The organism is Arthrobacter sp. UYCu712, assembly GCF_040547005.1.
GTDB lineage: Bacteria > Actinomycetota > Actinomycetes > Actinomycetales > Micrococcaceae > Arthrobacter.
Genome location: NZ_JBEPOZ010000014.1, coordinates 52,637 through 77,873, shown reverse-complemented (window position 1 = coordinate 77,873; position 25,237 = coordinate 52,637). Strand labels below are relative to the sequence as shown.

22 protein-coding genes and 1 tRNA gene are annotated in these 25,237 nt (G+C 67.9%); 13 read left to right on the top strand and 10 right to left on the bottom strand.

Annotation, left to right across the window (positions count from 1 at the left end):
* Positions 1 to 113: 113 nt before the first annotated feature.
* Positions 114 to 3,632, top strand: coding sequence for a bifunctional proline dehydrogenase/L-glutamate gamma-semialdehyde dehydrogenase (locus tag ABIB51_RS14500; protein WP_354189172.1), 3,519 nt, complete (start codon positions 114 to 116; stop codon positions 3,630 to 3,632).
* A gap of 100 nt (positions 3,633 to 3,732) precedes the next feature.
* Here ABIB51_RS14500 and ABIB51_RS14495 read toward each other — a convergent pair whose 3' ends face one another.
* Both ABIB51_RS14495 and ABIB51_RS14490 read right to left on the bottom strand, forming a co-directional pair.
* Complete coding sequence (locus ABIB51_RS14495) at positions 3,733 to 4,092, bottom strand: hypothetical protein (RefSeq protein ID WP_354189170.1); 360 nt, start codon at positions 4,090 to 4,092, stop codon at positions 3,733 to 3,735.
* Between the two features lie 211 nt (positions 4,093 to 4,303).
* Positions 4,304 to 5,158, bottom strand: coding sequence for a LysR substrate-binding domain-containing protein (locus ABIB51_RS14490; protein ID WP_354189168.1), 855 nt, complete (start codon positions 5,156 to 5,158; stop codon positions 4,304 to 4,306).
* Between the two features lie 153 nt (positions 5,159 to 5,311).
* Between ABIB51_RS14490 and ABIB51_RS14485 the strand changes: the two genes are divergently transcribed.
* Positions 5,312 to 6,709, top strand: coding sequence for an MFS transporter (locus tag ABIB51_RS14485; RefSeq protein WP_354189166.1), 1,398 nt, complete (start codon positions 5,312 to 5,314; stop codon positions 6,707 to 6,709).
* 22 nt (positions 6,710 to 6,731) lie between these two features.
* Here ABIB51_RS14485 and ABIB51_RS14480 read toward each other — a convergent pair whose 3' ends face one another.
* The 3 genes from ABIB51_RS14480 to ABIB51_RS14470 all read right to left on the bottom strand — a co-directional run bounded on the left by ABIB51_RS14480 (position 6,732) and on the right by ABIB51_RS14470 (position 8,224).
* The gene (locus ABIB51_RS14480) at positions 6,732 to 7,880 is read right to left on the bottom strand and encodes a N(5)-(carboxyethyl)ornithine synthase (protein ID WP_502916139.1); all 1,149 of its coding nucleotides are present in this window, start codon (positions 7,878 to 7,880) and stop codon (positions 6,732 to 6,734) included.
* An 8-nt stretch (positions 7,881 to 7,888) separates the two neighbouring features.
* Entirely contained in the window at positions 7,889 to 8,038 is a 150-nt protein-coding gene (locus ABIB51_RS14475; protein WP_354189162.1) for a hypothetical protein, read from the bottom strand.
* Between the two features lie 112 nt (positions 8,039 to 8,150).
* A tRNA-Gly gene (locus ABIB51_RS14470) sits at positions 8,151 to 8,224 on the bottom strand.
* 202 nt (positions 8,225 to 8,426) lie between these two features.
* On the opposite strand from ABIB51_RS14470, the gene ABIB51_RS14465 reads away from it, so the two are divergent.
* Positions 8,427 to 9,347 carry a PaaX family transcriptional regulator gene (locus ABIB51_RS14465; protein WP_354189160.1) on the top strand — a complete coding sequence of 307 codons (921 nt, stop codon included), beginning with the start codon at positions 8,427 to 8,429 and terminating at the stop codon, positions 9,345 to 9,347.
* Between the two features lie 33 nt (positions 9,348 to 9,380).
* Here the strand turns inward: ABIB51_RS14465 and ABIB51_RS14460 are convergent, their stop codons facing one another.
* Positions 9,381 to 9,782 (bottom strand): RidA family protein, encoded by a 402-nt coding sequence (locus ABIB51_RS14460; protein WP_354189158.1) that lies wholly within the window; start codon positions 9,780 to 9,782, stop codon positions 9,381 to 9,383.
* Positions 9,783 to 10,022: 240 nt separating this feature from the next.
* On the opposite strand from ABIB51_RS14460, the gene ABIB51_RS14455 reads away from it, so the two are divergent.
* From ABIB51_RS14455 to ABIB51_RS14435, 5 genes are all read left to right on the top strand, one after another.
* A complete protein-coding gene (locus ABIB51_RS14455) occupies positions 10,023 to 10,877 on the top strand; it encodes a fumarylacetoacetate hydrolase family protein (RefSeq protein WP_354189156.1) in 855 nt (284 codons plus the stop codon).
* Between the two features lie 32 nt (positions 10,878 to 10,909).
* Positions 10,910 to 11,359 (top strand): cupin domain-containing protein, encoded by a 450-nt coding sequence (locus ABIB51_RS14450; protein WP_354189154.1) that lies wholly within the window; start codon positions 10,910 to 10,912, stop codon positions 11,357 to 11,359.
* Complete coding sequence (locus tag ABIB51_RS14445; RefSeq protein WP_354189152.1) at positions 11,356 to 12,228, top strand: acyl-CoA thioesterase; 873 nt, start codon at positions 11,356 to 11,358, stop codon at positions 12,226 to 12,228. The genes ABIB51_RS14450 and ABIB51_RS14445 overlap by 4 nt, the downstream gene beginning before the upstream one ends.
* Positions 12,229 to 12,315: 87 nt before the next feature.
* Entirely contained in the window at positions 12,316 to 13,965 is a 1,650-nt protein-coding gene (locus ABIB51_RS14440; RefSeq protein WP_354189150.1) for an AMP-binding protein, read from the top strand.
* Positions 13,966 to 13,975: 10 nt separating this feature from the next.
* Positions 13,976 to 16,357 carry a bifunctional salicylyl-CoA 5-hydroxylase/oxidoreductase gene (locus tag ABIB51_RS14435; protein ID WP_354189148.1) on the top strand — a complete coding sequence of 794 codons (2,382 nt, stop codon included), beginning with the start codon at positions 13,976 to 13,978 and terminating at the stop codon, positions 16,355 to 16,357.
* 80 nt (positions 16,358 to 16,437) lie between these two features.
* Here ABIB51_RS14435 and ABIB51_RS14430 read toward each other — a convergent pair whose 3' ends face one another.
* Positions 16,438 to 16,887, bottom strand: coding sequence for an acyl-CoA thioesterase (locus tag ABIB51_RS14430; RefSeq protein WP_354189146.1), 450 nt, complete (start codon positions 16,885 to 16,887; stop codon positions 16,438 to 16,440).
* A 90-nt stretch (positions 16,888 to 16,977) separates the two neighbouring features.
* Between ABIB51_RS14430 and ABIB51_RS14425 the strand changes: the two genes are divergently transcribed.
* The 5 genes from ABIB51_RS14425 to dcd all read left to right on the top strand — a co-directional run bounded on the left by ABIB51_RS14425 (position 16,978) and on the right by dcd (position 22,048).
* Positions 16,978 to 18,750 carry a thiamine pyrophosphate-binding protein gene (locus tag ABIB51_RS14425; RefSeq protein ID WP_354189144.1) on the top strand — a complete coding sequence of 591 codons (1,773 nt, stop codon included), beginning with the start codon at positions 16,978 to 16,980 and terminating at the stop codon, positions 18,748 to 18,750.
* Positions 18,751 to 18,903: 153 nt separating this feature from the next.
* Complete coding sequence (locus ABIB51_RS14420) at positions 18,904 to 20,208, top strand: MFS transporter (RefSeq protein ID WP_354189142.1); 1,305 nt, start codon at positions 18,904 to 18,906, stop codon at positions 20,206 to 20,208.
* A 299-nt stretch (positions 20,209 to 20,507) separates the two neighbouring features.
* Complete coding sequence (locus tag ABIB51_RS14415; RefSeq protein WP_354189140.1) at positions 20,508 to 20,783, top strand: hypothetical protein; 276 nt, start codon at positions 20,508 to 20,510, stop codon at positions 20,781 to 20,783.
* 152 nt (positions 20,784 to 20,935) lie between these two features.
* The gene (locus ABIB51_RS14410; protein ID WP_354189138.1) at positions 20,936 to 21,382 is read left to right on the top strand and encodes an SRPBCC family protein; all 447 of its coding nucleotides are present in this window, start codon (positions 20,936 to 20,938) and stop codon (positions 21,380 to 21,382) included.
* Positions 21,383 to 21,472: 90 nt separating this feature from the next.
* Positions 21,473 to 22,048 carry a dCTP deaminase gene (gene dcd / locus ABIB51_RS14405; protein WP_354189136.1) on the top strand — a complete coding sequence of 192 codons (576 nt, stop codon included), beginning with the start codon at positions 21,473 to 21,475 and terminating at the stop codon, positions 22,046 to 22,048.
* 1 nt (position 22,049) lies between these two features.
* Here the strand turns inward: dcd and ABIB51_RS14400 are convergent, their stop codons facing one another.
* Genes ABIB51_RS14400 through ABIB51_RS14390 form a run of 3 tightly spaced genes read right to left on the bottom strand, consistent with a single transcriptional unit; the run spans position 22,050 to position 25,177 of the window.
* Positions 22,050 to 23,246 carry a cation:proton antiporter gene (locus tag ABIB51_RS14400; protein ID WP_354189134.1) on the bottom strand — a complete coding sequence of 399 codons (1,197 nt, stop codon included), beginning with the start codon at positions 23,244 to 23,246 and terminating at the stop codon, positions 22,050 to 22,052.
* Positions 23,247 to 23,251: 5 nt separating this feature from the next.
* Entirely contained in the window at positions 23,252 to 23,734 is a 483-nt protein-coding gene (locus ABIB51_RS14395; protein WP_354189132.1) for a cation:proton antiporter regulatory subunit, read from the bottom strand.
* A gap of 39 nt (positions 23,735 to 23,773) precedes the next feature.
* Positions 23,774 to 25,177, bottom strand: a complete 1,404-nt coding sequence (locus ABIB51_RS14390) for an MFS transporter (RefSeq protein ID WP_354189130.1) — start codon at positions 25,175 to 25,177, stop codon at positions 23,774 to 23,776.
* Positions 25,178 to 25,237 lie beyond the last annotated feature (60 nt).

Sequence of the window (25,237 nt, the reverse complement as noted above, 5' to 3'; positions counted from 1 at the left end):
CGTTCGATTTTTCTAACTTGTATTGCTCAGAAAACATCGCTTTATCTTATGAAAATCCGGTCGCATACTGAGTCTTAGAACGGTCCATATCTCGAGGAAGAACGAGTACCACCATGACCAACATTTCAACGGACTCCGGCGTGACCTCCGGCAATGTGGCCGAGCATGCCGCCGTCTCGGAAGGCTCCCCGGTCCTTGAAGCCGCATCCCTCGCCGAGGACACCATCGCGCTGGTCCGCCACTGGCTCACCGAAGCCGCGCAGGTCCCCGTTGACGCCTCCGCCGAACAGCTCGCAGGTGTCCTGAAGGACCCGAACGGGCTCGACTTCACGGTCGGGTTCGTCGACGGCGTCGTCCGTCCCGAAGACCTGCAGGTCGCCGCCCGCAACCTCGCCGCCCTGGCTCCGAAGGTCCCGGCGTTCCTGCCCTGGTACATGCGCGGCGCCGTCCGCCTTGGCGGCACCATGGCCCCGGTCCTGCCCCAGGTGGTCATCCCGATCGCCCGCCGCGTGCTCCGCGAAATGGTCGGCCACCTCATCGTCGACGCCACGGACTCCAAGCTGGGCCCGGCCATTGCCAAGATTCGCAAGGACGGCATCAAGCTCAACGTCAACCTCCTCGGCGAGGCTGTGCTCGGCGAGCACGAGGCCTCCCGCCGGCTCGAGGGCACGCACGCACTGCTTTCCCGGACCGACGTCGACTACGTCTCGATCAAGGTCTCCTCCACCGTGGCACCGCACTCGGCCTGGGCCTTCGACGAGGCCGTCGAGCATGTGGTCGAGAAGCTCACCCCGCTCTTCACCCGCGCCGCCTCCTTCGCCGGCAGCGGACAGAATGCCAAGTTCATTAACCTTGACATGGAGGAATACAAGGACCTGGACATGACCATCGCGGTCTTCACCCGGATCCTGGACAAGCCCGAGTTCACGAACCTGGAGGCCGGCATCGTGCTGCAGGCCTACCTCCCGGACGCCCTCGCCGCCATGATCCGCCTCCAGGACTGGGCCGCCGCCCGCCGCGCCGACGGCGGCGCCGCGATCAAGGTCCGCGTCGTCAAGGGCGCCAACCTGCCGATGGAACAGGTCGAAGCCTCCCTGCACGACTGGCCGCTCGCCACCTGGGGCACCAAGCAGGACTCTGACACCAACTACAAGCGGGTCATCAACTACTCGCTGCACCCGGACCGGATCGGCAACATCCGCATCGGCGTCGCCGGCCACAACCTTTTCGACATCGCCTTCGCCTGGCTCCTGGCCAAGCAGCGCGGCGTGGAATCCGGCATCGAATTCGAGATGCTGCTCGGCATGGCCCAGGGCCAGGCCGAGGCCGTCAAGAAGGACGTCGGCTCCCTCCTGCTCTACACCCCGGTGGTCCACCCGGCCGAGTTCGACGTCGCGATCGCCTACCTGATCCGCCGCCTCGAAGAGGGCGCCAGCCAGGACAACTTCATGTCCGCAGTCTTCGAACTCAGTGAGAACCAATCACTCTTCGAGCGTGAGAAGCAGCGCTTCCTCGCCTCCCTCGCCAAGCTCGACGACGAGGTCCCGCCGCCCAACCGCCGGCAGAACCGCAGCCTCCCGGCCGTGCCGATGCCCCACGACTCCTTCGAGAACACCCCGGACACCGACCCCTCGCTGCCCGCCAACCGCGACTGGGGCCGCGCCATCCTGGGCCGCGTCACGGCTTCCACACTCGGCAACGCCGCCGTCGAAGCGGCCACGATCAACGACGCCGCAACCCTGAACACCGTGATCGACACCGCCGTCGAGAAGGGCAAGGCCTGGGGTGCGCTCTCCGGTGCCGAGCGTGCGGTGATCCTGCACCGCGCCGGCGACGTCCTCGAAGCCCGCCGCGCGGACCTCCTCGAGGTCATGGCCAGCGAAACCGGCAAGACGATCGACCAGGGCGACCCCGAGATCAGCGAGGCTGTCGACTTCGCGCACTACTACGCCGAGTCAGCCCGCAAGCTCGACGACGTCGACGGCGCCACCTTTGTCCCCGCGAAGCTCACCGTGGTAACCCCGCCGTGGAACTTCCCGGTGGCCATCCCGGCCGGCTCTACCCTCGCTGCCCTTGCCGCCGGCTCCGCCGTCGTGATCAAGCCCGCCAAGCAGGCCCGCCGCAGCGGCGCCGTCATGATCGAGGCACTGTGGGAGGCCGGTGTGCCCCGCGAGGTGCTCACCCTGGTCCAACTGGGCGAGCGTGAGCTCGGCCAGCAGCTGATCTCGCACCCCTCGGTGGACCGGGTCATCCTGACCGGCGGCTACGAGACGGCCGAGCTGTTCCGCTCCTTCCGCAAGGATCTGCCCCTCCTGGCCGAGACGAGCGGCAAGAACGCCATCATCGTCACCCCGAGCGCGGACCTGGACCTCGCGGCCAAGGACGTCGCGTACTCCGCGTTCGGCCACGCCGGCCAGAAGTGCTCCGCCGCCTCGCTCGTGATCCTCGTCGGCTCCGTGGCGAAATCGAAGCGTTTCCACAACCAGCTGATCGATGCCGTCACTTCGCTGAAGGTCGGCTACCCGGAGGATCCCGCCAGCCAGATGGGTCCGATCATCGAACCCGCGAACGGCAAGCTCCTCAACGCCCTCACCACACTCGGCGAAGGCGAAAGCTGGGCCGTCGAGCCGAAGAAGCTCGATGAAACCGGCAGGCTCTGGAGCCCCGGCGTCCGTCACGGCGTCCGCCGCGGGTCCTACTTCCACCTCACCGAATTCTTCGGACCGGTGCTCGGCGTCATGACCGCGGACACCCTGGAGGAAGCCATCGCCATCCAGAACCAGATCGACTACGGCCTCACGTCCGGCCTGCACTCGCTCAGCACGGACGAGCTGGGGATCTGGCTGGACACCGTCCAGGCCGGCAACCTCTACGTCAACCGTGGCATCACCGGCGCGATCGTCCAGCGCCAGCCCTTCGGCGGCTGGAAGAAATCCGCCGTCGGCGCCGGCACCAAGGCCGGCGGGCCCAACTACCTCGTCGGCCTCGGCGAGTGGACCAGCCGGGCCAGCACCGCCGGCGCAACCCCGGCGCACGCCGGTGTCCGCCGGATCCAAAACGCCGCTAAGTCAGTTCTGGCCGCCGAGGAACTGCAGATGCTGCAGCGCGCCCTGGCCTCCGACGCCACGGCCTGGGCGGAGGAGTTCGGCACCGCCCAGGACGTCTCCGGCCTGAGCGCCGAACGGAACATCTTCCGGTACCGGTCGCTGCCGGTCACGGTGCGGCTCTCCGAGGGCGAACCCCTGGGCCACCTGGTCCGGACCGTGGCCGCCGGGGCCCAGGCGGGCTCGGCGCTGACCGTGTCCACCGCCGTCGGGCTGCCCGCGCAGCTGAACACCGTGCTGTCCGGTCTCGGCATCGAAATCACTGTGGAGAACGACGCCGAGTGGCTGGTGACCGCGCGCGGCCTGGCCGAGGCTGGCCGGCTGTCCGGCGGCCGGATCCGGCTGATCGGCGGGGACCCGAAGGCGCTGGCCGAAGCCACCGGCGGGCGCCCTGACCTGGCCATCTACTTCCACCCGGTCACCGAGGCCGGCCGCGTCGAGCTGCTGCCGTTCCTGCACGAACAGGCCATCAGCATCACGGCGCACCGCTTCGGTACCCCGAACCACATCTCGGACGGCCTGATCTAGCGGCTTCCGCCAGGGGTCAGACCCAACAGAACGAGCCGGGCGGCCACCCTCCAATGGTGGCCGCCCGGCTCGTTCGGTTTAAGGGCTGGTTGCCGGCGACTCAGCCGAAGTACCAGCCGGGAGGCGCCCAGGTCGCTGGCACCGCGTGGGCGGAAAAGTCGTCGCAACCCGAGCAGAAGTAGGTGACCTCACCCAGCCGGCTGACGGAACCGTCCCGCCGGTGCGTTGCCGGGACAAACGTCTCCAGGAAGATGAATTCGTCGGTGCCGCAGTGTTCGCAGTCGGGGCTGCCGACGTAGTCGCCGTCGGCCGGGAAGGCCCGGTGCGGGTCGAGCCGCAGCCGGCCGGGATGCTGGGCCGGGGCGCCCCGATGGGCGGCCGGAACCAGAGGGGGAAGCGGTGCAGCCCGGTGGGGGCCCGGCGCTGTGGAAGCATGTGGTCGGTCTGTGGCTGGCGTCATTGTCGGCCTATCCCGAACGCCCCGCGCCGCCGCCCCATGGCAGTGGCATCGGACAGCGTTCGTGTTCTTCGAATCGTTGTCATGGGCCTCTGCTTGACCTTCAACGTTTTCAGGATAGGTCACGGACCACGAGTGATCAATGGCCAGGCTAAGTACATCCTCCGAGTGGTTAATCCGTCAGCACACGTATTGGACCTCGCGGTGAAGTACTTCAGACGGCGCGCTTCAGGGTCCGGCCCACGATCGACTGGGTGAGGGCCTCAATGACCTCGGTATTAGCCAGCGGGTTGCGGATCAGCGTGAAATCGACGTCGCCCACGGCCGGCAGGTCGAAACGCCGGGTGATGATCCTCAGATCGTCCGGCACCAGCGAGGACGGCATGACGGCGACGCCGATGCCCGCCCGGACGGCCGCCAGCACGCCGCTGATCTGCCGTGTGGTGCACGTGATGCGCCAGGTCCGGCCGGTGGATTCGAGGGCGTCAATGGCGAGCTTCCGGCTCAGGCTCGGCGACGGGTAGGCGATCAGCGGCACGGACTCGTTCGGGTCCAGCACGGTCTGCTCCAGGCCCACCCAGGCGAAGGAATCCTGCTGGACCACCGTGCCGTCCTTGGCCCCGGCCACCCATTTGACGAAGACCAGGTCCAGCTGGCCCGCGTTCAGCTTCTTGTAGAGCTGGTCGCTCTGGCCCACGGTCAGTTCCAGGTTGATCTGGGGATAGACCTGGCGGAACTCCCGGAGGATGCGGGGGAGCCCGGTGATGGCCAGATCGTCGGCGGTGCCGAACCGCAGGCGTCCGCGCATGGCCGATCCGGAGAAGTAACGGGCGGCGGCGTCATGGGCGGAGAGGATGCTGCGGGCAAATCCGGCCATCGCGTCGCCGTTGTCCGTCAGGCGCACATCACGGGTGTCGCGCGCCACCAGGACCCGTTTCGCGGCGGCCTCGAGCTTGCGGACGTGCTGGCTCACGGTGGGCTGCGCGAGGCCCAGCCTTTCGGCGGCCTTGGTGAAGCTCAGCGTTTCCGCCACGGCCAGGAAGGAGCGGAGCTGGGCTGGTTCGAACATGCGGCCTCCTGGGCGGGCGCCGCGGGGGAGTGCGGCCGCGCGGTATATTGCGTTTTGTAATGCGAGTTATGTGGTGAATAAGCTTCCACAATCTGTCCGGGCCAGCTTAGCGTTAAGGCCATCCCCGCACACCCGCTCCCTTGAGGACTATCCGTGGCACCCCCACCGCCGTTACAGGCCAACGCGACCCCACTACCGGACACCATTACGCAACCGATCGCCGTCGTCACCCAGCGCCTCCCGTGGCGCCACACCTTCATTTCCCTCCGGGTGCGCAACTTCCGCATCTTCGCGATCGGCCACTTCATCGCCGTGATCGCGCTCTGGATGCAGCGGATCGCCCAGGACTGGCTGGTCCTGGAGCTCTCGGGCTCCATCACCGCCGTCGGCATCACCGTGGCGCTGCAGTTCCTGCCCTCACTGTTCCTCGGGCCGTGGGCGGGGATGATGGCGGACCGCTTCGCGAAGCGGAAGATCCTCATGCTGTGCCAGTCCGTCGCCGCGGTACTGGCCGCGATCCTCGCGGTGCTGGCCCTGAGCCAGCAGATCGAAGTCCGGCACGTCTACGCCATCGCGCTGGCCCTGGGCCTGGTCACGGTCCTGGACCAGCCCGCCCGGCAGGTCTTCGTCAATGAGCTCGTGGGGCCGCTGTACCTGCGGAACGCCATCAGCGTGAACTCCACCACCTTCCAGCTCGGCGGCCTGATCGGCCCGGCCGTCGCCGGGCTGCTGCTCACCGCGGTGGGCGCCGGCTGGGCCTTCGCCGCCAACGCCGTGGCCTGCTGCTCCACGGTCGCGATGCTGCTCACGCTCCGCAAGGACCAGCTGCACGTCAGCGCCCCGGCCCCCAAGCGCAAGGGCATGCTCCGGGAGGGCCTGGATTATGCGCTGAGCAAGCCGACCATCTACTGGCCCTGGCTCATGGCCGGCTTCATCGCGGTGTTCGCCATGAGCCTGCCGGTGCTGCTGGCCGCGTTCGCGGACCACGTGTACGACGTCGGGGCCGGCGGCTACGGCCTGCTGAACGCGCTGGTGGCACTGGGCGCATTGGCCGGGGCGGTCACCTCTGCGCGGCGGCGCGAACTGCGGCTGCGCTCGGTGATGCTGGGCGCCGGCATGTACGGCCTCATGCTCTGCCTCGCGGCCCTCGCGCCGTCCATGGTGTGGTTCGGGGCGGCCATGGTGGCGGCCGGTTTCTGGTGCCTGATGTTCCTCACCGCGGCCAACCAGCTGGTCCAGATCAGCTCCAACATGGCCATCCGCGGCCGCGTGATGAGCCTGTACATCATGGTGCTGATCGGCGGCCAGGCGATCGGCGGCCCGATGATCGGCTGGCTGGCCGAGCACGTGGACCCGCACACCGCCATCATGGTCTCCGGCGGGGTGCCGGCGCTCGCCGCCGCGACGGTCGCCGTCGTGCTGGCACGGCGTGATCAGCTGATGCTCAGGGTAGACCTGAAAGACCGGCGGCGCCTGGTGCGGATCGTCCGGAAGGGGGCCGGCCAAGGGGCCGGGACCCCCGGCGGCCGGCCGGCAGCCGCCACACTGTGAGTCCCGGACGCGGCAAAAGTGCCTAGCCGCCCAGCGGGGCGTGCGGGTACTCCGCCTGCCGCTGCTGGAACTGCAGCACATCCGGGTTGATCACCACTCCCTCGCGGATTTCAATCGCGCGGCGGATGGTCTCGTTCCCGGCCCAGGCCTCGGGACCGGCAACCACGGTGGCCAGGAACGGCAGCAGCGCCTCGCTGATTTCCCAGCTGGAGGCGTTCCACAGGTAGGAGGGGCTGTGGTCCACCGCGTAGTAGTCGATGTGGTCGCCCACCTGGAACATCGGCTCGGCGAACGTGGTGGTCTTCGCCCAGCTGAACCCCATGCCCTCGTCGCAGGACACGTCCACGATCAGGCTGCCGGGCTTGAACGCGTCCAGGTCCTCGGTCCGCAGGTAGGTCAGCGGCGCGTTGGGGTCCTGCAGCGTGCAGTTGACCACGATGTCGCTCTCGGCGAGGAACGGCGCCAGCGGCACACGGCCGCGCTCGGTGATGACCTCGCTGAGGAACGGCGCCTTGCCGGCGTGGTCGAACTGCGCGATCCGTACCGAATGGATGGGGGAGCCCACGGCGGCGACGCCGCGGTTGGTCAACACCTGGACATCGTGGATGCCGTGGGCGTTGAGGGCAGTGACCGCGCCGCGGGCAGTGGCCCCGAAGCCGATCACCACGGCGCTCAGGCGCCGGCCATAGACGCCGGTGGAACCGGTCAGCGCCAGGGCGTGCAGCACGGAGCAGTAGCCGGCCAGTTCGTTGTTCTTGTGGAACACGTGCAGGCCGAAGCCGCCGTCGCTGGCCCAGTGGTTCATCGCCTCGAAGGCGATCAGCGTGAGCTTCTTGTCGATCGCCAGCTGGGTGATGGCCCGGTCCTGGACGCAGTGCGGCCAGCCCCAGAGGACCTGCCCGTCCCGGAGTTCGGCCAGGTCTTCGGGCTGCGGCTTGGGCAGGAGGACAACGTCGGCCTCCGCGAGCAGCTGCGTGCGCGGCACGATGCGCCCCACGAGCGGTGCCAGGTGGTCGTCGGAAACGCCGAAACGCTCGCCGTAGCCCTCTTCCAGGATCAGCTGCTGCCGGAGTTCCGGTGCGACGCGGTCCAGGTGGAGGGGGTGGATCGGAAGGCGCCGCTCGTCCGGCTTCCGCGTGCTGGAGAGGACTCCGAGGGTGAGGTGGCTCAAGGCGCCGCTCACTTCTTTTTGGGGCTCGCCGGCTTGGAGCTGGTGGCCTTGTCCAAAGAGCTGGGCGGCGCTGCAACGGTCCTCTTGTCGGCCCGCTTTTCCTTGATGGATTTGCCGGACTTCTTGGATGCTGCTTGACGGGGGGATTTGTCAGCCATGATCGCTCCTGTAGCGGAACCGAAGAGGTTCCTGACTTCGAACGATACAGGCATCGACCTAATGGTCCCGGGGCCTCGGGCCAGGGTTTCCGGCCGAGGCCGTGCGGTGCGTTGGAGCGGCTGACGGGAATCGAACCCGCGTATCAAGCTTGGGAAGCTAGCGCTCTACCATTGAGCTACAGCCGCAGTGGGACGGTCCAAAATGCTGGACCGTGTCCCGGTAAACAACGAGATTTACCTTACCCCAGCCGGGGCAGTTCTTTGAACAAGTCACGCCGGGACAGGCCTGCAGCCGGATGCGGCCCGGCGGGCGGGGCGTCATGGCTCCCGCGGGCCCGAGGAATCTATAGCCTAGATCCATGACTGTTCTCCCGAGGGAAGGCCGCCGGTGCTAGAAAACCCGGCGCAGCCGTTGGACGCCGAGCTGGACCCGTCGCCGGCCGACCAAACTGCCGTTCCCCGGCAAACCCCGCGGCACCAGCAGCTGATCGTCACGGTCTACGGCCTATACGGGCGCGCCAACGGCGGCGCCCTGCCCGTCTCCGTGCTGATTTCCATGCTGGACCACCTCGGCGTCGAGTCCTCCGGTGTGCGTTCCTCAGTGTCCCGGCTCAAGCGCCGCGGCGTGCTGGAGAGCGTCAAGCAAGGTGGAGTCGCCGCGTACCGGCTGGCGCCGAACCTCGAGGACGTCTTCCAGGAAGGCGACCGCCGCATCTTCTCGCCCCGGCGCGCGACGGCGGCCGACCGCTGGCTGCTCATTGCCTTCTCGGTGCCGGAATCGCAGCGCCATCTGCGGCACCAGCTCCGCAGCATGCTGACGCGGATGGGGTTCGGCTCCGTGACGCCGGGCCTCTGGATTGCCCCCGGAAACACCTACGACGAAATCCGGCACCAGCTGGAGCGCGCCGGGCTGACGGCATACGCCGAATTTTTCAAGGCCGAACACCTGACCGCGGACGACGTCAAGGACAAGGTCTCGCAGTGGTGGGACCTTCCAGCCCTTGAGGCGCTCTACGCGGAGTTCATCGAACGCTTCGCGCCCGTCCTGGCGCGCTGGGAATCAGCGGCCGCGCCGGCGGCCGGGCCGGAGGCGGACCGCGCCGCCTTCGCCGACTACATCCAGCTCCTGACCCAGTGGCGCCGGCTGCCGTACCTGGACCCGGGCCTGCCGGAGGAATTCCTGCCCGCCGGCTGGCACGGCCTCACGGCGGAGCGGATTTTCGCGGAGCTGCACCGGCTCCTGAACGGCCCGGCCCACCAGCATGCCGAGCGGCTGCTGGCGGCGCAGGGCGGTTCCGGGCCGGCGTAGCCGCTTCCGGACCCGCCCAGCCGGCCGTGGCGCCTAGCCCTGGCCGGCCAGCACCGCGACGGCCTGGATCTCGATCAGCGCCTCGGGCTGCCAGAGGCGCGTGACGCCGACGCCGGCCATCGCGGGGTAGTCGGTTCCCGCCATCTCGCGCCAGATCCGCCCGATTTCGCGGCCGTTCTTCTGGTACTCCTCAACGTCGGTGAGGTAGATGTTCACGTTGACCAGGTCCGAGGGCATGCCGCCGGCTTCGGCCAGCGTGGTGAGGACGTTGGAGAAGCACTGCCGGAACTGCTCCACAATGCCGCCGGGAACAATGGCGCCGGTGCTGTCCATCGCCGTCTGCCCGCCGAGGTACACGGTGTTGCCGGCGAGCACGCCGTGCGCGAACCCGGAGGGCTTGGCCAGTGCTGCGGGGTTGATGACCTTGTGGTTCATAGTGGCTCCTCATTGAGTCGGCATGGCGTCGGTATCGAACTCGGCGGCGGGTGTGCGGGCGGCGAGATCCGGAACCAGGTCCGGTCCGGCCGGCCCTACCCAAACCGGTGAATTCGTGTTAACTTGAGCATATGTGACGACCGTAAAAATGTCGACATACCCTCGCGGGGATGGACAGCGGCCCAGTCACAGTGACCGGCAAAGGGGCCGGTTCCGCCGCCCGAACGGAAGTGAAGAATCATGCGCCTAGCGACCGTCATTACGGCAGCCCAGGAGGACGGCCCCACGACGCGTGCCGCCGTGCAGTCGGGGGGCCGCTTCATCCTGCTGGCCGCCAGGGACCTCAACGAACTGCTCGAGCGGCCGGACTGGCAGGAGCAGGCAGCTGCCGCCCTCGCCGCTGACAGCACCGCAACGGAGAGCATGTCCCTCGCCGACGCCCGGTTCGCCGCCGTGCTGCCGCGGCCGGGCAAGGTCATCTGCTGCGGGCTGAACTACGCGGACCACATCCAGGAGATGGGCCGCGAAGTGCCGGAATACCCCACGCTCTTCGCCAAGTACGCGGACACCCTGATCGGCGACGGCGCCAGCATCGACGCCGCCGGCCACGGCGCCAAACTGGACTGGGAAGCCGAACTGGCGGTCGTCGTCGGCGTCCCGCTCAAGAACGCCTCGCCGGCTGAGGCCGCCGCCGGGATCGCCGGGTACACCGTGGCCAACGACATCTCGCTGCGTGACTGGCAGAACCGCACCCTGCAGTGGTTCCAGGGCAAGGCCTTCGACCACACCACCCCGCTGGGGCCCGTGCTCGTGACTCCGGACGAATGCGACCCCGAGGCCGGCGTCCGGGTCCGCTGCCTCATCAATGGCGAGGAAGTCCAGAACGGCAACACCAAAACCCTCGTCTTCACCGCCGCCGCCCTGCTGGCCTACATCTCCACGTTCACGCAGCTGCGCCCCGGCGATGTTGTCCTCACCGGCACCCCCGGCGGCGTCGGGATGGGCGCCACCCCGCCGCGCTTCCTGCAGGGCGGCGACGTCGTCACCACCGAGGTCGAGGGCATCGGCACGCTGACGAACACCGTCCGGCTTTAAGCCAACACCCCGCCATACCGAAAGGAAACACCATGACCGAACAGATCACCGACCAGCTGACAGCGCAGGTTGTCCCCGTTGTGACCCGCAAGGGCGCAGAGCACCGCGACACCGGCCAGTCCGGCGGAGCCGTCCGGATCTCCGGCGTCAGCCCGCAGCACACCCCTGCTACAAAGATTTGGTACGGCCAGGTCAGCAACGAACCCGGCTACCGCTCCTTCCCGCACCACCACGGCGAAGCCGAGACCGGCGGCTACGTGCTGCGCGGCCACGGCCGGATCTACTTCGGCGTGGACTACAAGGAATTCATCGACATGACCGAGGGCGACTGGGTGTTCGTCCCGCCGTACATGCCGCATGTGGAAGCCAACATGAGCATCACCGAGGAACTCGTCTGGCTCACGGCACGCACGCCGGAGAACATCGTGGTCAACCTCGACGACGTCGACGACTCCGTACTCGACGGGTACCGCCGGGTATGACCCCGACGTCGGAGATCCTCCTGTCCGCCCTCGAACTGACGCCGGTCGAGCCGGAGTACCTCGACGAGGCCTACACCGCCACCACCCAGTACGTGCCCTGGCCCAAGGCCTACGGCGGCGACATGGTGGCGCAGGCCGCGGCCGCCGCGATGCGCTCGGTGGGGGAGGACCGCTCGCTGCACTCGATGCACAGCTACTTCATGCGTCCCGCGGACATCGGCGCCGAGGTCCGCTATGAAGTGGAGCGTCTCCGGGACGGCCGGGGGTACTCCACCCGGCAGGTCCGCGCCTACCAGGGCGGCAAAACCGTCTACGTGGCCATGGCCTCCTTCCACGCCGAGGAATCCGGCGAGGAATTCGCCCGGGCGATGCCGGCCGGGATCCCAGACGCGGAGTCGCTGCCGTCCTCCGCGGAACTGTTGGACGGCGTCGAGGGCGACGCCGCGGCCTACTGGTCGGGGGGCCGCAGCTTCGACATGCGGCACGTGCCCGGCGCCGTCTACCTCAGCGTTGAGGGCGAGCAGGTGCCGCACCAAGCAGTCTGGGTGAAGGCCTTCGACCGGCTCCCGGACGATCCGGACCTGCAGCGAGCGGCGCTCGCCTACGTCTGCGACTACACCATCCTGGAACCGGTCCTGCGGGTGCACGGCTACGCGTGGGGGGATCCGGGCCTGGTCACGGCCAGCCTGGACCATGCGATGTGGTTCCACCGGGACGGCCGGGTGGACGACTGGCTGCTCTACGTCCAGGAAGCGGTCTCCGCCCAGGCCAGCCGAGGCCTCGCCCAGGGGCACTTCTACGACCGGCAGGGGCGGCTCCTGGCCACTGTGGTCCAGGAAGGCATGATCCGGATGTCGATTGCTCCGTAACTGCCCTTTTGGGTAGCCATAACGGCCGTTACGGAGCGACCGATGAGCCCTTCCACCTCTTATCAATGACGATACGAAAGGTCTGCAATGGAACTGACGCCCTCGGCGCACCAGGACACCTTTGCGCGTGACAACCTGCCGCCGGCAGAGCAGTGGCCCACACTGGAGTTCACGCTGCCGGAACTGCAGTACCCGCAGCAGCTCAACGCCGCCACCGTGCTGATTGACGACGCCGTCCGCAGCTTCGGCGCGGACCGCCCGGCCCTCCTCACCCCGGACGGGGTCAAGTGGAGCTACGGGGACCTGCAGCGCCACGCCAACCAAGTGGCGCAGGTCCTCGTCGAGGACTTCGGGATCGTGCCCGGCAACCGAGTGATGCTGCGCTCCCCGAACAACCCGTGGCTCGTCGCGGCCTGGCTCGGCGTGCTCAAGGCCGGCGCCGTGGTGGTCACCATCATGCCCGCCCTGCGGGCCAACGAGATCCGGACCCTGCTGGAGCTGACCCGGCCGGCCGCCGCCCTGTGCGACAGCCGGTTCCTGGACGATCTGGCCGAGGCCGCCGGAAGCGACGTGCCGGTGCTGGCCATGGGGGGCAGCACCGACACGGACCTCACGGCCCGCTGTGCGACGAAAAGCGGCCAGTTCGCCGACGTCCCGACGGCGGCGGACGACGTCGCGCTGCTCGGCCCGACGTCGGGCACCACCGGGACGCCGAAGATCACCATGCACTTCCACCGCGATCTCCTCGCCAACGCCGACACCTTCGCGCGGCACATCCTCAGGCCCACGCCCGAGGACGTGTTCGCGGGCTCCCCGCCGCTGGCTTTCACCTTCGGGCTGGGCGGGCTGGTGGTCTTCCCGCTGCGCTTCGGCGCCTCCGCGCTCCTGACCGAACGCGCCACGCCGCTCGAACTGGCGCAGGCCGTCCACGCCGCGAAAGCCACCATCCTGTTCACCGCTCCCACGGCGTACAAGGCGATCCTCAAGGAAGGGGCCGAAGGGCTCCTGGCCACGCTGCGCACCGCGGTCTCGGCCGGCGAGCACCTGCCGGCCGAAACCTGGCGGACCGTCCACGAACGCACCGGCCTGAAACTCATCAACGGGATCGGCGCCACCGAAATGCTGCACGTCTTCATCTCGGCCGCCGGCGAGGACATCCGCACCGGCGCTACCGGGACGGCCGTGCCCGGCTACCGGGCTGCCATCCTGGACGGGGACGGCAAGGAACTTGGCCCGGACGCCGTCGGACGCCTCGCCGTGATCGGCCCCACCGGCTGCCGCTACCTCAACGACTCCCGGCAGCTGGACTATGTGGTCAACGGGTGGAACGTCACCGGCGACACCTTCCGCCGGGACGGGGACGGGTATTTCTACTACCAGGCCCGCTCCGACAACATGATCGTCTCCTCCGGGTACAACATCGGCGCCCCGGAAGTCGAGGCGGCCATCGACCAGCATCCGGATGTCATGGAAAACGCCGTCGTCGGCCGGCCCGACCCGGACCGGGGCAGCGTCGTCTGCGCGTTCATCGTGCTCCGCGAGGGCGTCGAGGCCAATGACGCCAAACGCAAGGAAATCCAGGACTTCGTCAAGCAGACCATCGCCCCGTACAAGTACCCGCGGCAGGTGAACTTCGTCGACGGCCTGCCCCGCAACCCCAGCGGCAAACTCCAGCACTTCCGGCTGCGCCAGCAGCTGGCCGCTGACACCGCCACCCCCGAACACCAGAACGCTTGAGAGGCACCACATGAAAATCGCAATCATCGGCGGCGGTCCGGGCGGACTGTACTTCGCCGCCCTCATGAAGCACCTGGACCCGAACCACGACGTCACAGTCTGGGAACGCAACGCCGCGAGCGACACCTTCGGCTTCGGCGTCGTCTTCAGCGACGAGACCCTCGGCGGAATCGGCAACGCGGACACCGTGATCGCCGAGTACATGTCCGAGCGCTTCGCCCGCTGGACGGACATCGACATCCACTTCAAGGGTGCGCAGCACACGGTCGGCGGACAGGGTTTCGCCGCCATGAGCCGCAAGGAACTGCTGGAGCTTCTGCAGCGCCGCTGCGCCGAACTCGACGTGGACCTGCGCTTCAGCACGATGGCGCCGGACGTTGAGGAACTCAGCCGGGACTACGACCTGGTCCTCGCCGCGGACGGCCTGAACTCCGCCGTCCGCTCCCGTTTCGCCGAGGTCTTCCGGCCCACCCTGGACGTCCGCAAGTCCAAGTACATGTGGCTGGGCACCGACCTCGTCTTCGAGGCGTTCAAGTTCTTTGTCAAGGACACCGAACACGGGGTCATGCAGATCCACGGCTACCCGTACTCGGACGAGGGCAGCACCTTCATCGTCGAGATGCACGAGGACGTGTGGCGGAACGCAGGCTTCGACGCCACCGAAAACCAGGCCTTCCGTCCCGGCGAAAGCGACGAGGCGGCCGTGGACGCGATCCGTGCCCTCTTCGCCGAGGAGCTTGAGGGCCATGAAGTCCTGGTCAACAACTCCAAGTGGATCAACTTCACCACCGTCCGCAACGAGTCCTGGCGGCACGGCAACATCGTGCTCCTCGGCGATGCCGCCCACACCGCGCACTTCTCCATCGGCTCCGGCACCAAGCTGGCCATGGAGGACTCCCTCGCCCTCGCCGCCTGCCTGCACGAGCACACCGGGCTCGGGGCCGCCCTGGAAGCCTACGAAACCGAGCGCCGGCCCGTGGTCGAATCCACCCAGCGCGCCGCCCAGGCCTCGCTGGAATGGTTCGAGAACATCGGCATGTACAAGGACCAGAACCCGGTGCAGTTCTGCTTCAACCTGCTCACCCGCAGCCGCCGGATCACCTACGACAACCTTAAGCTGCGGGATCCCGAGTTCGCGGCCCGGGTGGACGAGGAATTCGCCCGCACGCAGGGCATCGCGGGCAGTGCCCCTGCCATGTTCCAGCCCTACCGGATCGGCGGGCTGGAGCTGAAGAACCGGATCGTCGTCTCACCGATGGACATGTACTCCGCGACCGACGGTGTGCCCGGCAACTTCCATCTGGTCCACCTCGGCAGCAAGGCCCTCGGCGGCGCCGGGCTGGTCATGACCGAGATGGTCTGCGTCTCCGAGGCCGGCCGCATCACGCCCGGCTGCAGCGGCCTCTACAACGAGGCCCAGCAGGAGAGCTGGGCCGGGATCGTCGACTTCGTGCACAGCCGCTCGACGGCGGCCATCGGCGTCCAGCTCGGCCACTCCGGCCGCAAGGGCTCGACCAAGCTCATGTGGGAAGGCATCGACGAGCCGCTCGCCGCGGGCGGCTGGGAGCCGGTAGGCCCCTCGGCCATCCCGTACGGCCCCGGCAGCCCGGCGCCGCGGGAAATCGACCGCGCTGAAATGGACCAGGTCCGGGACGAGTTCGTCGCCGCCGCAGTCCGTGCGGCCGCCTCGGGCTTCGACCTTTTGGAACTGCACTGCGCACACGGCTACCTGCTCTCTTCTTTCCTCTCGCCGCTGGCCAACCGGCGCAGCGACGAATACGGCGGATCCCTTGAGAACCGGCTGCGCTACCCGCTGGAGGTGTTCGACGCCGTCCGCGCCGCCTGGCCGGTGGACAAGCCCCTGACCGTGCGGCTTTCGGCGACGGACTGGGCCCCCGGTGGCAACGACGAGCACGACGCCGTCGCGATCGCCCGGGCCTTTGTGGAGCACGGCGCCGACGGAGTGGACGTCTCCTCCGGCCAGGTGGTCAAGGAGGAGAAGCCGGCCTACGGCCGCAGCTACCAGACGCCGTTCGCGGACCGGATCCGGCAGGAAGTGGCGCACAAGGCAGGCGTCGCCGTCATCGCCGTGGGGGCGGTGTCCTCCTACGACGACGTCAACTCGATCCTGCTGGCCGGCCGCGCGGACCTCTGTGCACTGGGCCGCACGCACCTGTTCGATCCCCAGTGGACCCTGCACGCGGCGATCGAGCAGGACTACCGCGGGCCGGGCGCCGACTGGCCGCAGCAGTTCTCCGCGGGAAGCCGGAAGCCGCCGGCGGCCCGTACCGACGCCGTGCGGCCCCGGCTGGCACTGGTCCGGGAACCGGAGAGCGCCGAACTGCCGACGCACCTGCGCTGGACGCCGGCCAAGGTGTCGGCAGCGGTCTAGCGCAGGTTGGAAAGCCGCTGCCCGGTGTTTCTAAGGCGCGGTGCCCCAACGGCGCGGTGCCGGGCAGCCTCCGGGCGGGGCTAGCCCCGCCCGGAGGCCTCGCGGGCGGTAATCGTGGCCCTCAGCTCCGCCGGCCACGGGGTGGCGCCGGTGCCGCCCCGGGCCACATGGGCCGTAACGAAGGATCCGTGGGCGGCAAGGGCGCGGGGCCCGCCGCGGAACTCCTCGCCCCAGACTTCAAAGCTGAACGTCATGGACGTGCGGCCGATTTCCTCCACCACTACGGTGGTGGTGACCCGCTGACCGAAGTACAACTTCGCCCGGTAGTTGAGCTCGTGGCGAACCCGCGGGGCCGACGGGAAATAGTCCGGCAGATCCAGGTCCCGGAACAACTTGGCCTCGCAGGCCTCGACAAAGCGGAGCACCGCCGAATTGTGCTGGTGCCCCGCGGCATCCGTATCCACCCATTCAATAGTCCGTTCCAGCGTTGCCGTCGTGGCAGTGCAGGGGAGGGACTGGGTGGGGTTCATGAATACCGCCTGGAAGTTCGAAGAGCAGGAACCGTGCATTACTCAAGAGCGCATGACGCAAAAGTGCAGTACTCAGTGGGAGGTAAGTCCATGCTAGTAGCTTCACAAGATTCCGCCGCCGGCCACGCGGCCGCCGCGGATCCCGACCGTCAGCAGGCGCCGGCTCCAGCGCGGCCGGAGGACGCGGCCGGGACAGTCGCCCAGCTCGTCGGCCGCACCCTGGCCGGACTCGGCGTCGGGCACGTTTTCGGCGTCGTCGGCAGCGGGAACTTCGAGGTGACCAACGCGCTGCGGCTTGCCGGCGTCCCGTTCACCGCCGCCAGGCACGAAGGCGGGGCGGCCACCATGGCAGACGCATACTCGCGGATGTCCGGACGCATCGGCGTCGTCAGCACGCACCAGGGATGCGGCCTGAGCAACGCGATCACCGGCATCGGGGAGGCCGCCAAGAGCCGCACCCCGCTGATCGTGCTGAGCGCCGACACCCAGGCCTCCGCGGTCCGCTCCAACTTCAAGATCGACCAGGATGCCCTGGCCCGGAGCGTCGGGGCGGTGAGCGAACGGGTGCATTCCCCGGCCACCGCCGTCGCGGACACCCTCCGGGCCTTCCGCACCGCCCGGAACGAGCGCCGGACCGTGGTGCTGAACCTGCCCCTCGACGTCCAGTCCGCGCCGGCACCCGCGGCGCCGGCGGCAGCGGCGGCAGCGGTGGCGCCCGCGCAGCCGGTACGGCCGTCGGCCGCCAGTGTGCGTCGGCTCGCGCATCTCATCGACGCCGCAGAGCGCCCGGTCTTCGTGGCCGGCCGCGGCGCCCGGGAGGCAGGGGGCGAACTTCTCGGCCTCGCCGCCCACGCCGGCGCCCTCGTGGCCACCTCGGCCGTGGCCAACGGGTTGTTCCACGACGAGGCCTTCTCCCTGGGTATCTCCGGCGGATTCTCCTCGCCCCTCACGGCGGAGCTGATCCAGGGCGCCGACCTGATCGTCGGCTGGGGCTGCGCGCTGAACATGTGGACCATGAGGCACGGCCACCTGATCTCCGACGGGACCGCCGTCGTGCAGGTCGACGTCGAGGACTCCGCCCTCGGCGCCAACCGGCCGGTTGACCTGGGGGTAGTCGGAGACGCCGAACTGACGGCGGCGGACGTCCTAGCGGACCTGCGGACGCTCCAGCCGGAACCGGTTGCCAAGTACCGCACGGAGGAGATTGCGCGGGACATCGCCGTCCGCTCGCGCTGGAACGATGTCGACACGCCGGACCTCTCCGGGGACGGACGGATCGACCCGCGCGTCCTCAGCCGCGAACTCGATACCATCCTGCCCGCCGAACGTATTGTCTCTATCGACTCCGGCAACTTCATGGGCTATCCCAGCACCTATTTGAAGGTCCCGGACGAGTTCGGCTTCTGCTTCACCCAGGCCTTCCAGTCGATCGGCCTCGGGCTCTCGACGGCGATCGGGGCCGCGCTGGCCCGGCCGGACCGACTGCCCGTGCTTGGCGCCGGAGACGGCGGCTTCCTGATGGGCATCAGCGAACTCGAGACCGCCGTCCGGCTGGGCCTGCCGCTGGTCTGCATTATCTACAACGACGCCGGCTACGGCGCGGAGGTCCACCACTTCGGCGGGGGCGCTGCGGCCGACGGCGGTCCCGCCGTCGACCTCGGAACCGTGACCTTTCCGGACACAGATATCGCCGCGATCGCGCGGGGCTTCGGAGCGGACGCGGTCACAGTCCGGAGCGCGGCCGATCTCGACGAGGTCCGGAAATGGGTGCAGGAGCGCCCGGCCCGGCCGCTCGTCATCGATGCCAAGATCGCATCCGACGGCGGCGCATGGTGGCTAGCCGAGGCCTTCAAGGGACACTGACGGTCTCAGCGCCAACACCTGACGATCGTTACGCAAACGATATATGCTGTTTTGTTTACTGCCGGAAACAAAGCGTGACACAGTGGGCTCAGCGTGAGCTGTCCCGAACTTCCCTTCGAAATCTCCACGAGAGGTAATCCCATGGCGCAGTCAATGACGACTGAGTTAAGCAACGAGGCACCAACCCGCTGGAAGGGCCACCCGGTCCTCATCCTGTGCTTCCTGGCCATCGTCTTTGATGGCTACGACCTGGTGGTCTACGGCTCCACGGTGCCGACCATCCTGAAGTTCCAGGACTGGGGCGTCACAGCAGGCCAGGCCGGCCTGATCGGCAGCCTGGCCCTCGTCGGCATGCTGGTCGGCACCCTGTCCGTCGGCATCCTGACCGACAAGCTGGGCCGCCGCCGCATCATGCTGGCCTGCATTGTCTGGTTCTCCACCTGCATGCTGCTGACTGCGTTCGCACCGTCCGCCGAGATCTTCGGCTTCCTGCGGTTCCTCACCGGCCTGGGCCTGGGCGGCATCGTCCCGACCTGCATCGCGCTGACCGTCGAATATGCCCGCAAGGAGCGGCGCCAGATCGCCAACGCCGTGATGTTCAGCGGCTACTCGGTGGGCGGTGTCGGGGCCTCGCTGCTCGCCATCAACCTGCTCCAGCACATCGACTTCCGCTGGATGTACGCCATCGGCGCCCTCCCGCTGGTCACCCTGCTGCCCGTGGCCTGGAAGCTGCTGCCGGAATCGGTCGCCTACCTGGCCCGCAAGGGACGTACCGAGGAAGCCAAAGCCACCGCGGCCCGCTACGGACTGGTGTACTCCGACATCGTTACCGCCGAGGACGTCAAGACTGGCGCCGATGCGCCGAAGGCCGCCATGAAGGTGCTCTTCACCCGCAAGTGGGTCCGCTCCACGATCCTGTTCGCACTCGCGAACTTCTGCGGACTGCTCCTCGTCTACGGGTTGAACACCTGGCTCCCGCAGATCATGCGGCAGGCCGGTTTCCAGCTCGGCGATGCCCTGACGTTCCTGCTGGTCCTCAACGCCGGCGCCATCGTCGGCTCCATCAGCGCCTCGGTGCTGGCGGACCGGATCGGCATCCGGAAAGTCGTCACGGCGTCGTTCATCCTGGCCTTCGTCGCCATCCTGATGCTGAGCCTGAAGCTGCCCCTGGCCATCCTGCTCGTGATCGTGGCCTTCGCCGGCCTGGGTTCGGTGGGGACCCAGATCCTGGTGGGCGGCTACTGCGCCACCCACTACCCGCAGTCCCTCAGCGCCACCGCGCTCAGCTGGTCCCTCGGCATCGGACGCATCGGCGCAATCTGTGGCCCGCTGATCGGCGGCCTGATCGCCGGGATGGCCTTCGGCTGGCAAGTGAACTTCTACATGTTCGCGGCCTTCGCGGTGATCGGCGCCGTTGTGGTGTTCTCGGTACCGAAGCTGGCGGAGAAACAGGCATAACGAAGTAAGTGAACTCGGGGGCCCCGGCCCCTCAGCAAGGCCCGCCATGCGGCTGCATGGCGGGCCTTGCCGTGTGTTCCGATGCTCCGCCGGCGGACCCCCGGTGATGATCCGGCCGTCTGCGCTGAATGGGTAGTCCGGTCTCGGATCCGGGTAATCCAGGCAAGTAGTCGGCCCGCGGCAACAAATATGACGAGTGGTCAGCAAAACCAATAGTGGTAGGACCCACTCGTGTGCAGCCGAGCGCCATCCAATTAACGGGAGACCACAGCCAATCCCAGTCGCTAGAAGGTCTCGCTATGTATGACCAGAAGTTGATGGTGGTCCATCCTTTCTTGCCAACGGGTGGGCTCAGCCGGCGAATCCTGCACTTCGTCGATGCCAACATCCTGGGCGTGGTGCAAAACAGGATCCCGCGACGGGGTCCTGACGCCAACACGGCTTACGTCGCCGGATACGGTGCCAAACATCCCGAAAACATCCCTCCCGTGAAGCAGCACGATGACGACGACGACGGTCCCTTCCGGCCCGCCCACGTCCGCCGGGGCAAGTTTGTGAGCGTGGAAACGTCATAGGAGGACCCGCAGCGCAGTATGTCCATAACTCTTCGATAAAGGCCCGCCCCGCGACCGCGTGAGGCGGGCCGCGCTGTCTATCCTGAAAGAGTTAGCTGCAGTCTCCGGGGAAGCGGGCTACGCCTTCAGCCGTCCGCCAAGCAAGGATTTCCGTGGCATTCGCAGAGTACGACGTCGTTATCCAGTGCGACGCAATGAGCGTTTACAACTTCCTCGTGGACGCCCGGAATCTCCCGCGCTGGCGTGCCGGAATCCGCAGCATCGAGCTGGAATCCGGTGCCGCGGGTGCCAAGGGGGCCGTCTACCGGCAGACCATCAAAGGACCGGGCGGCCGGCTGGTCGCCGGGGACTTCGAAATCATCGAGGCCCGGCCGGGAGCCGAGATCCAGTATCAGGTCATAGTAGGTCCGGTCCGCCCGCATGGCGGCTACTACCTGAGCACCGAAGGCCGGCGCACGCGGGTCCGCTTCGCTCTGGAGTGCGAGCCGAGGGGGATCCTGGCCCGGCTGAGGTCCCGGTTCCGCCGGGCGATGAAGGCAGAAGTCTGCCAGTTGGAGCGGCTCAAGACGGTCCTCGAAGGTATGCCGCACCCGGAATAGACACGAATCGCAGGGATTCCGGCCGGCCGCGCAGCCCGAAACACAGGCCCCGCGCAACCCGGCCCCCAGTGAGTACGGTATTTTTGATCTGTGCTGATCTCAGACCGCGACATTCGTGCCGAAATAGACTCCCAGCGGATTGTTCTGGAGCCGTTCGACCCTGCCATGGTTCAGCCATCGTCGGTGGACGTCCGGATCGACAAGTTCTTCCGACTCTTCGACAACCACAAATATGCCCACATCGATCCGGCGGAAGAGCAGCCTGACCTGACCCGCCTCGTCGAGGTCGAGCAGGGCGAGCCGTTCATCCTGCACCCGGGGGAGTTTGTCCTGGGCTCGACCTACGAGACCGTGTCCTTGCCGGCCGATATCGCCGCCCGGCTGGAAGGCAAATCCTCACTGGGCCGGCTGGGGCTGCTCACGCACTCCACCGCAGGCTTCATTGACCCCGGATTCTCCGGGCATGTCACCCTGGAGCTTTCCAACATGGCAACGCTGCCCATCAAGCTGTGGCCGGGGATGAAGATCGGCCAGCTGTGCTTCTTCCGGCTCACCTCAGCAGCCGAGCACCCGTACGGCTCGGGCAAGTACGGCAACCGGTACCAGGGCCAGCGCGGCCCTACGGCCAGCCGGAGCTACCTGAACTTCCACCGCACCGACATCTGACTTACAGTCCGTCCGCCGTGCGTACAGCCGGCGGCTTTGCCGGACGCCGGAGCATCGCCACGACGGGTTCCACAAGCCTTGCTGCCAGCGGGCCGGTGATGGCCATGATCAGCACGTAGGCCGTGGCGAGGGCCGCGAGCTGCTCCGGGACGACGCCGGACGCGACGGCCAGGCCTGCGATCACAATCGAGAATTCGCCGCGCGCGATCAGCGCGGCACCGGCGCGGAAGCGGCCCGGCAGCCCGATTCCGGCCCGCTTCGCCGCCCAGATGCCGGTCAGCATCTTGGTGGCCGCCGTCACCAGGGCCAGCAGCAGGGCCCAGCCGAGGACGGGCGGGATGGTCGAGGGGTCCGTGTTGAGGCCGAACACCACGAAGAAGATGGCCGCGAAGAGGTCCCGCAGCGGTTCCAGGATCCGGGTGGCGCTGTGGGCGGTGGCCCCGGAAATGGCTATCCCCAGCATGAAGGCCCCCACTGCCGCGGACACCTGCATGGCCGCGGCCAGCCCGGCCACCAGCAGGGCGGCGCCGAGCAGGTTGAGCAGGAAAACTTCGGAGTTCTCGCTGTGCACGGCCCTGGACACATGATGGCCGTGGCGCAGCGCCACGAGGAGCACCACGGTGACGACGGCGAGCGAGATCCCGACGGTCTGTAGCCCCACGACGAAGCTGACGCCCGCCAGGGTGGCCGTCAGCACCGGAAGGTAGATGGCCATGGCGAGGTCCTCGAACACGAGGATCGAGAGCACCACGGGCGTTTCGCGGTTACCGATCCGGCCGAGGTCCGTGATGACCTTCGCGGCGATCCCGGAGGAGGAGATGTACGTGACGCCGCCCATCACCATCGCACCGACCAGGCCCCAGCCCAGCAGGACCGCCAGCCCGGCACCGGGCAGGAAGTTCAGCAGCAGGTCCAGGACGCCGGCCTGCCAGGACCGCCGCAACCCCGTGACAAGCTCCGCGGCGGTATATTCCAGACCGAGCATAAGCAGGAGGAGGATGACACCGATCTCGCTGGAGAGGTGCGCGAATTCGTGCATGCCTTCGAGTTTGACGAGGCCGCCGGCCCCGAAAAACAGCCCGCCCACGAGGTAAAGCGGGATGGGCGACATTCCGATCCGTCCGGCCAGCCGTGCCAGCAGGCCGAGGCAAAAGACGACGGCCCCCAGTTCGATCAGGGTAAGCGCGAGCGGATCCATGCCGCTTAGCCGTTGCGCAGGATGCTGGCCGCTGTATCCAGGCCTTCTTGCGTTCCCACCGCAACGAGCAGATCACCGGGGTGCAGGACGAGATCCGGTCCCGGCGACGGGACCACCTCCCCTTCGCGCATGATGGCCACGATCGACACGCCGCTGCGGGTCCGGATGCAGGCCTTGCCCATGGGCTGGTTGTGGAAGGGCGAGTCGGCGCCGATGGAGAACTGACGGGTGACGATCCCGGGGATTTCCCGGTGTTCTTCCGAGAGCTGCATGGCCAGGCGTTGTCCGCCCAGGAGGTTTCCCAGCGCGGCGGCTTCGTCGGCGGTCAGGGGGATGGACGCCTGGCAGGTGTCCGGATCGTCCCAGGTGGAGACGATCAGTTCGGTCTGGCCTTCACGGTATTCCACGACGCCGATCCGGCGTCCCGAGGCGGTCATGAAGTCCTTGCGCCGGCCGAGGCCGGGGAGGTCTGTCTCATCCACGTTCATCCTCCCAGCCTAGTGCGCGGCGGGGATTTTCGGGCAGCTTCAGGACGGGGGTACGACGGCGATTTCCGACTTGCCCGGCGGCTTGACCGGGAGCAGGACCAGCAGCCCGGCCAGGAGCACCACCATGATGCCGAGAATGCCCCAGCGCTGCGCTTCGCCGGGAGCCACAAGCGGTGCAGCGACGGCGATGCAGAGGGTGAAGAGGGCGGGGGCGAGGAAGCTCACGGCCCGGCCCGTGGTGGCGTACAGGCCGAACAGCTCACCGGACTCCCCGTGCGGGGCGAGCCGGGCCAGGTAGGCGCGGGACGAGGACTGGGCCGGTCCCACGAAGAGGCACAGGAACAGCCCAAAAACCCAGAAGGTGGTGGTCCCGGCCCAGTTCACGCCGAAAAGTTCGTAATCGCCGTTGCCGAGGACCAGGATCATCGTGCCGGCGATGAGCAGGCCGCACAGCGAGCCGATGATGACGGCCTTGGGCCCCACCTTGTCGTCGAGGAAGCCGCCCACGATGGCGCCCACGGCCGCCACCACGTTGCCGAAGATGGCGAAGAAGATGACCTCCTTGAGCTCGAAGCCGAACGTGCCGGCGGCAATGATCCCGCCGAAGGTGAAGACCGCCGCCAGCCCGTCCCGGAAGACGGCGCTGGCCAGGAGGAAGTAGATCGTGTGTGGACTCGTCTTGTAGATGGCCCGGATGCGCCGGACCAGGAGGCGGTAGGAGGCCAGGAGCCCCAGCCCGGCGCCCTGCCCGGTGCTCGGCAGCTCCGGTACGGCGAAAAGCACCGGCAGCGCGAAGATGAAGAACCACAGGGCCGAGAACACGGCCACGAGGCGGATGTTCAGGCTGTCGGCCGTGGACGCGCCGAACCAGTCGAAGCTGGGCTGGACGAACAGCTGGAGCACGATCAGCAAGGCGACGATGCCGCCGAGGTAGCCCATCGCCCACCCGAAGCCGCTGACTTTTCCGACGTTCCCGGGGGTGGAGACCTGGGCGAGCATGGCGTTGTAATTGACGCCTGCGAACTCGAAAAACACGTTGCCCAGCGCAATCAGCGTCACGCCCAGCAGCAGGAACTCCGGACGCGGGAAGACGAAAAAGCACAGTCCCGTCAGCAGTGCGACGGCGGCCGTGTTGACCCCCAGCCACAGCTTGCGCCGGCCGCCGCTGTCGGACCGCTGCCCGGTCACCGGTGCCAGCAGGGCGATGGCGGCGCCGGCGATGGCCAGCGCTCCGCCGAGCACCGCCGAGGCCTGGTCCTCGCCGCCGAACGCGTTGGACGTCAGGTAGACGGTGAAGACGAAGGTGGTCATGACGGCGTTGAACGCGGCCGATCCCCAGTCCCAGGCGGCCCACGCCAGCACCCGGCCCCTGTTCGGGACCAGGCTTCCGGTTTCCAGTTCCGAAGCAGGACGCGTGGCCTCGGGGGCAGCAGCGGAGTTCATAGCGTGAATAGTATCCGCAGCGAACACTGCGGCAGGTGCACGCGTGGAAAAGAATTTGCT

Coding starts and splice junctions, on each gene's coding strand:
- ABIB51_RS14460 (WP_354189158.1), bottom strand. CDS start 9,782: ATGAACCACAAGGTCATCAACCCCGCAGCACTGGCCAAGCCCTCCGGG.
- ABIB51_RS14425 (WP_354189144.1), top strand. CDS start 16,978: ATGCTAGTAGCTTCACAAGATTCCGCCGCCGGCCACGCGGCCGCCGCG.
- ABIB51_RS14390 (WP_354189130.1), bottom strand. CDS start 25,177: ATGAACTCCGCTGCTGCCCCCGAGGCCACGCGTCCTGCTTCGGAACTG.
- ABIB51_RS14395 (WP_354189132.1), bottom strand. CDS start 23,734: ATGAACGTGGATGAGACAGACCTCCCCGGCCTCGGCCGGCGCAAGGAC.
- ABIB51_RS14445 (WP_354189152.1), top strand. CDS start 11,356: ATGACCCCGACGTCGGAGATCCTCCTGTCCGCCCTCGAACTGACGCCG.
- ABIB51_RS14495 (WP_354189170.1), bottom strand. CDS start 4,092: ATGACGCCAGCCACAGACCGACCACATGCTTCCACAGCGCCGGGCCCC.
- ABIB51_RS14420 (WP_354189142.1), top strand. CDS start 18,904: ATGACGACTGAGTTAAGCAACGAGGCACCAACCCGCTGGAAGGGCCAC.
- ABIB51_RS14415 (WP_354189140.1), top strand. CDS start 20,508: ATGTATGACCAGAAGTTGATGGTGGTCCATCCTTTCTTGCCAACGGGT.
- ABIB51_RS14475 (WP_354189162.1), bottom strand. CDS start 8,038: ATGGCTGACAAATCCCCCCGTCAAGCAGCATCCAAGAAGTCCGGCAAA.
- ABIB51_RS14450 (WP_354189154.1), top strand. CDS start 10,910: ATGACCGAACAGATCACCGACCAGCTGACAGCGCAGGTTGTCCCCGTT.
- ABIB51_RS14455 (WP_354189156.1), top strand. CDS start 10,023: ATGCGCCTAGCGACCGTCATTACGGCAGCCCAGGAGGACGGCCCCACG.
- ABIB51_RS14430 (WP_354189146.1), bottom strand. CDS start 16,887: ATGAACCCCACCCAGTCCCTCCCCTGCACTGCCACGACGGCAACGCTG.
- ABIB51_RS14500 (WP_354189172.1), top strand. CDS start 114: ATGACCAACATTTCAACGGACTCCGGCGTGACCTCCGGCAATGTGGCC.
- ABIB51_RS14440 (WP_354189150.1), top strand. CDS start 12,316: ATGGAACTGACGCCCTCGGCGCACCAGGACACCTTTGCGCGTGACAAC.
- ABIB51_RS14400 (WP_354189134.1), bottom strand. CDS start 23,246: ATGGATCCGCTCGCGCTTACCCTGATCGAACTGGGGGCCGTCGTCTTT.
- ABIB51_RS14435 (WP_354189148.1), top strand. CDS start 13,976: ATGAAAATCGCAATCATCGGCGGCGGTCCGGGCGGACTGTACTTCGCC.
- ABIB51_RS14490 (WP_354189168.1), bottom strand. CDS start 5,158: ATGTTCGAACCAGCCCAGCTCCGCTCCTTCCTGGCCGTGGCGGAAACG.